Source organism: Streptomyces sp. FH025 (assembly GCF_017427025.1).
Taxonomy (GTDB): domain Bacteria; phylum Actinomycetota; class Actinomycetes; order Streptomycetales; family Streptomycetaceae; genus Kitasatospora.
Genome location: NZ_JAFLNG010000503.1, coordinates 1 through 5810 on the forward strand (window position 1 = coordinate 1; position 5810 = coordinate 5810).

At 73.1% G+C, this 5810-nt stretch carries 5 protein-coding genes and 1 pseudogene; 3 read left to right on the plus strand and 3 right to left on the minus strand.

Annotated features, from left to right (window positions below):
• The 3 genes and pseudogenes from J0670_RS27835 to J0670_RS27845 form a co-directional block, all read left to right on the plus strand.
• A pseudogene (locus tag J0670_RS27835) lies at nucleotides 1–294 on the plus strand (hypothetical protein); the annotation flags it as partial.
• 216 nt (nucleotides 295–510) lie between these two features.
• Entirely contained in the window at nucleotides 511–2052 is a 1542-nt protein-coding gene (locus J0670_RS27840; protein ID WP_207814452.1) for a N,N-dimethylformamidase beta subunit family domain-containing protein, read from the plus strand.
• 89 nt (nucleotides 2053–2141) lie between these two features.
• A complete protein-coding gene (locus tag J0670_RS27845) occupies nucleotides 2142–3041 on the plus strand; it encodes a phosphoribosylaminoimidazolesuccinocarboxamide synthase (protein ID WP_207814453.1) in 900 nt (299 codons plus the stop codon).
• A gap of 28 nt (nucleotides 3042–3069) precedes the next feature.
• On the opposite strand, the gene J0670_RS27850 is transcribed toward J0670_RS27845, so the two are convergent.
• From J0670_RS27850 to J0670_RS27860, 3 genes are all read right to left on the minus strand, one after another.
• The gene (locus tag J0670_RS27850) at nucleotides 3070–3693 is read right to left on the minus strand and encodes a response regulator transcription factor (protein WP_207814454.1); all 624 of its coding nucleotides are present in this window, start codon (nucleotides 3691–3693) and stop codon (nucleotides 3070–3072) included.
• Nucleotides 3694–3706: 13 nt separating this feature from the next.
• Nucleotides 3707–4936, minus strand: a complete 1230-nt coding sequence (locus tag J0670_RS27855; protein WP_207814455.1) for a sensor histidine kinase — start codon at nucleotides 4934–4936, stop codon at nucleotides 3707–3709.
• Between the two features lie 106 nt (nucleotides 4937–5042).
• On the minus strand, nucleotides 5043–5810 hold a 768-nt coding region (locus J0670_RS27860; RefSeq protein ID WP_207814456.1), incomplete at its 5' end, for an ABC transporter permease.

Sequence of the window (5810 nt, forward strand, 5' to 3'; positions counted from 1 at the left end):
GCCGCCCAGCTGGCCCGCACCACGACCCCGGCCCCGGTGCTCGAACCCGACCGCACCGGCCGCGACCTGCTGGTCGACCACGTCACCGCGATGGTCTGCTGCGCCGCCGTGGACACCGCCGGCGGCGCCCCCGGCCTGGACTGGCTGGACGGCCCGGTGCTGCTGCTCGGCGGCGTCCGCCGCACCGACCTGGCCGGTCCGGTCGCCCAGGCCGTCGAACAGGGCCAGGACGGCCCGCTGCGCGCCTGGCTGGACGCCGCCGAGGTCCGGCTGGAGAAGCCCGTGCGGTTGTAGACCCGCGGGAGGCGCTCGGAGGCCCGGCACGCGCCCCCGAACCGTCCGGCGCCCGGCCGTTTTCGCAGGCCGGAGGCCCTGCCCGGACGGCGCGCAAGATTCCCGACACCAATTGCTACCGCAGGGTGACGTAGCGCCAGCACTGTGTGGTGTATTAGACCGCACGCACATCCGGGGGGCACGTGCCAACCCGGCGGAGTGCACCTGGGAGGGCGCGTGGTGACCGAACTCAACCGCCGCTGGGAGTCGGGAACGCACGCTTACAGCGTTTCCGACCCCTTCGGCCAGGGCCCGCTGCCCTGGCTGCGCAGCCCGGACCAGTACCTGGCCGGCGCCGAGGGCGCCGTGCCCTGGTACGTCTCGGTGGACGCGCCCGGCCAGCAGCCGCTGGCGGCCGGCGTGCGGCGGTCCAAGCCGCCGGTCGGCACCCCGCAGAGCTCCAACGACGTGGACCAGCAGATCAAGGGCTTCGCCTCGGCCGGGGTGGTCCGCCCCGGCGGCTCGGTGGACTTCCGGGTGACCGTCAACCCGCCCCGCGAGTTCACCGTGGACGTCTACCGGATCGGCCACTACGGCGGCGACGGCGCCCGCCACATGACCTCCACCCCGCACATCGCCGGACTGGCCCAGCCCGCCCCGCTGGTGGTGGACCGGACGGTCTCCTGCCACCACTGGTGGCACTCCTGGCGGCTCCAGATCCCGGCGCACTGGCAGCCGGGCGCGTACGTCGCCGTGCTGACCACCGCGGACATGCTGCACCGCAGCCACATCCCCTTCACCGTGCGGGACCACACGGACCAGGGGCGCACCGCCGAACTGCTCCTGGTGCTCCCGGACGTGACCTGGCAGGCGTACAACCTGTTCCCCGAGGACGGCCGCACCGGCGCCAGCCTGTACCACGCCTGGGACGGCCGGGGCGGCCTGGTCGGCGAGCCCGAGGCGGCCGTCACCGTCTCCTTCGACCGCCCGCACGCCACCGCCGGGCTGCCGCTGCACGTCGGTCACGCGTACGACTTCATCCGCTGGGCCGAGCGCTTCGGCTACGACCTCTCCTACGCCACCGCCACCGACCTGCACGCCGGGCTGGTGGACCCGGCCGAGCACCGGGCACTGGTCTTCCCCGGCCACGACGAGTACTGGTCGGAGCCGATGCGCCGGGCCGCCGAGCGGGCCCGGGACGGCGGCACCTCGCTGGTGTTCCTGTCCGCCAACACCATGTACTGGCGGGTGGAGCTGACCGCCGCCGCCTCCGGCGAGCCCAACCGGCTGCTCAACTGCCGCAAGCGGCAGAAGGTCCGGCCGGGCGACCCGGCCGCCGGGGTGTCCGGCGCGGCCAGCGCACTGTGGCGGGACGCCGGGGAGCCCGAGCAGCACCTGCTCGGCGTGCAGTACTCGGGCCGGGTCGCCGCACCCGTCCCGTTGGTCGCCCGGCACACCGCGCACTGGCTGTGGGACGGCACCGGGCTGCAGGAGGGGGACGAGCTGCCCGGCCTGGTCGCGGGGGAGGCCGACCGGTACTACCCCAAGGTGGCGCTGCCCGAGCACACCGAGCGGGTGCTGCTGGCACACTCGCCGTACCAGGACCTGACCGGCCGCACCCGCTACCAGGAGACCTCGCTCTACCGGGCGCCCAGCGGCGCGTACGTCTTCGCGGCCGGCACCTTCGCCTGGTCGCCCGCGCTGGGCCGCCCGGGACTCACCGACGAGCGGATCCAGCGGGCCACCGCCAACCTGCTGGACCGCCTCTGCAAGAACTGACGTTCAGCGGTCGTGAAAGACTGCGGGGGCAGTGACCTCCCCTTTCGCGGTACCCACGCCCGTGAACGACCCCTGAGGACTGAGACACCTTGAGCGGATTTGTCACCAAGCCCGAGCCGGTCCAGGTACCCGGCCTGGTCCACCTGCACACCGGCAAGGTGCGCGACCTCTACCGCACCGGATCGGGCGAGCTGGTGATGGTCGCCAGCGACCGCACGTCGGCCCACGACTGGGTGCTGCCGAACGAGATCCCGGACAAGGGGCGCATCCTCACCCAGCTGTCGCTGTGGTGGTTCGAGCGGATCGCCGACATCGTCCCCAACCACGTGATCTCCACCGAGCTCCCGGCCGGCGCCCCCGCCGACTGGAAGGGCCGCACGCTGATCTGCCGCAGCCTGGAGATGGTCCCGGTCGAGGCGGTCGCCCGCGGCTACCTGGCCGGCTCCGGCCTGGCCGAGTACAACGAGAGCCGGACGGTCTGCGGCATCGCCCTGCCGGAGGGCCTGGAGAACAGCTCCGAGCTGCCCGCCCCGATCTACACCCCGGCGCTGAAGGCCGAGGTCGGCGAGCACGACGAGAACGTCTCCTACGAGGAGACCGCCCGCCGCATCGGCGCCGACCTGGCCGCCCAGCTGCGCCGCACCACCCTGGACGTCTACTCCCGGGCCCGGGACATCGCCCGCGACCGCGGCATCATCCTGGCCGACACCAAGTTCGAGTTCGGCCTGCTGAACGGCGAGCTGGTGATCGGGGACGAGGTGCTCACCCCGGACTCCTCCCGCTACTGGCCGGCCGACGAGTACGAGCCGGGCCGCTCGCAGGCGTCCTTCGACAAGCAGCTGATCCGCGACTGGCTGGTCTCCCCGGACTCCGGCTGGGACCGCCACGGCGAGCTGCCGCCGCCGGCGCTGCCGGCCGAGATCGTCGAGCGGACCCGGGCCAAGTACATCGAGGTGTACGAGCGGCTGACCGGCACCACCTGGGCCTGACGCCCGTGCGACGCCCGCGGGTACGGCCTCAGATCCAGCCGTGCTCGCGGGCGATCCGCACCGCCGCGTGCCGGTTCTCCGCGCCCAGCTTGGTGGCCGCCGAGGACAGGTAGTTGCGCACGGTGCCCTGGGACAGCGCGGCCCGCTCGGCGATGTCCGCGATCGGCGTGCCGTCCGCGGCCAGTTCCAGGACGTCCGTCTCGCGCGGGGTCAGCGGGGTCTCCCCGGCGCTGATCGCGTCCGCCGCCAGCTCCGGGTCGACGTACCGCCCGCCGGAGCGCACGGTGCGGATGATGCCGGCCAGGTCCGCCGCCGAGACGGTCTTCGGCAGGAAGCCGCGCACCCCGACCTCCAGGGCCCGCTTGAGGTAGCCGGGGCGGCCGTGGCCGGTGACGATCATGCAGCGGCAGTCCGGCAGCAGCCGGCGCAGCTCGGTGGCCACCTCGATGCCGTCCTTGCCGGGCATCTGGAGGTCCAGCACCGCGACGTCCGGGCGGTGCGACTGGGCCATCGCCAGCGCCTCCGGTCCCGAGCCGGCCTGGGCGACCACCTCGATGTCGTCCTCCAGCGAGAGCAGCGCGGCGAGCGCTCCCCGGATCAGGTGCTCGTCGTCGGCGAGCAGGACGCGGACGGGCGCGGTGTTCTCGGTCATCGGGCGGCCTCTCTCAGCCTGGCAGCGGGACGGTGGCGAGCATCCGGAAGGTGCCCGCCTCGGCGGTCGGGACGGCCAGCTCGCCGTCGTGGGCGGCGAGCCGCTCGCGCAGGCCGCGCAGCCCGGTGCCGCTGCCCTGGGAGGGGAACGGCACGTCCGGCACCCCGTCATTCTCCAGCTCCAGCACGGCCCGTCCGTCCTCCTGCCGGAGCCGGATCAGGCAGCGCGCGGCCTCGCTGTGCCGCAGCACGTTGGTGGTGGCCTCGCGGATCACCCAGCCGAGCACCGACTGCACCGGGACCGGCAGCCGGTCGGCGTCCTCGCCGAGGTCGATCTCGCAGACGACGTCGGCCGAGCGCAGCACCGCGCGGGCGCCGATCGCCTCGGCGTGCAGGTCGGCGGTGCGGTAGCCGCGGATGACGTCCCGGACCTCGCGCTGCGACTCCTGGGCGATCTTCTGCACCTCGGCCATCTGGTCGGCGGCCTCCGGACGCCCGCGCTTGGCGAGTTGCACGGCGAGTTCGCTCTTCAGCGCGATGGTGGTGAGGTTACGGCCCATCACGTCGTGCAGGTCGCGGGAGAATCGCAGCCGCTCCTCGGCGACGGCCAGCCGGGACTGCGCCTCGCGGGCGGCGTCCAGCTCCCAGACCACCGAGGTGAGCCAGGCGAAGCTGCGGCAGCTGGCGCCGATGAGGGTCATCGTGACCGCCACACCGACCAGGAAGCCGGTCGTGGTGGCGAGGTTGGTCCCGGCCAGCAGGACGGCGGGGCCGACCAGCAGCAGGGTGCCCAGCCCGAGGGCGGCGGCCAGGCGCGGGGACAGCCCCACACAGGTCGGGCCGAAGGAGAGGGTGAGCAGTTCGGCGACGACCGTCATGGTGGCCGGCGGGCCGCCCGGCCCCTCCGTCGTACCGGGGCCGAGCAGCAGGACGGCCCAGGAGCCGGCCACCGGGAGGGCCAGGGAGACGGCGATCCAGCGGATCTGACCGCCGCTCTTGCGGAGGTAGTGGTCGAGTGCGGTGCGGTAGGCGCGCAGCAGGACCAGGGTGGTGGCCAGGGCGAGGACCAGGCAGACCCGGATCACGGCGGTGGTGTCCTGCCCCGGGGTCTGGGCGATGGCGCCCGCGGCGAGCAGCACGCCCACCGGCAGGAACAGTGCCATCAGGTACAGCGACCAGCGGAGGTACAACTCGGAGCGTTGGGGCTTGCTCAGGCTCGTCCAGCTGTCGTGCGGTGACCGCATTCTCAATTCTTCGCCCCAGTTCGACCACGATCATGCGTGCTGCCTTCATATCAGAGGTCGATCTGGGGGCGGCCCTTCGGATTATTGCTGAATCCCGGCCGTACGTTTAGCGGCGAGGCTCCCAGCGGAAGTAGCGCACCGCGCCCCAGACCGCCAGGCCCAGCCAGATCGTCCCGGTGACCAGGTGCGAGCCGGCGGCGCCCCAGGAGCCGAGGAAGTCGGTCGCGGGGGCCGAGCCGTCGGTGCCGAACCAGCCGACGCGGATCAGCTGGAAGGCCGGGGTGGTGGGCAGCAGGCGGCAGATGTTCGCCAGCTGCTCGGGCATGACGTCCAGCGGGATGAACAGTCCGGAGCCGAGCTGCATGATCAGCATGACCGGCAGGGTGGTGATGCCCGCGCTCTCCACGGTCTTGGTGAAGGCGCTGGACAGCGCGGCCAGGGCGATCATGGTGGCCAGCGCCAGCACCAGGCCGGCCAGCATCAGCAGCGGGTTGACCGGCATGGCCAGGTGCAGGCCGAGGCTGCCGCCGATCCCGACCAGGGCGGCCATCAGCAGGCCGAGCGTGAGCGAGGGGACGGCGGTGCCGAGCAGGATCTCGATGTCCCGGGCCTCGCCGGTGCGCAGCCGCTTGAGGACCAGCTCGCCGCGCCGTCCGACGTACGCGGTGGTCAGGTTGTAGTACACGACGAAGCCCAGGATCATCCCGACCGAGCCGTAGACCAGCAGCGAGTCGACGTCCAGCCCCGGGTTGGACTCGGCCTGCTTGGCGAGCGCGCCGTGCAGGGTGACGATCAGCAGCAGCGGCAGCAGCAGGGCGGTGAACAGGGCCGTGCGGTTGCGCAGCAGCAGGGTGGCCTCGGCGCGGCCCAGGGC

Excerpts from the sequence above, each read along its gene's own strand:
- J0670_RS27850 (WP_207814454.1), bottom strand. The coding sequence starts at position 3,693 with ATGACCGAGAACACCGCGCCCGTCCGCGTCCTGCTCGCCGACGACGAG.
- J0670_RS27855 (WP_207814455.1), bottom strand. The coding sequence starts at position 4,936 with ATGCGGTCACCGCACGACAGCTGGACGAGCCTGAGCAAGCCCCAACGC.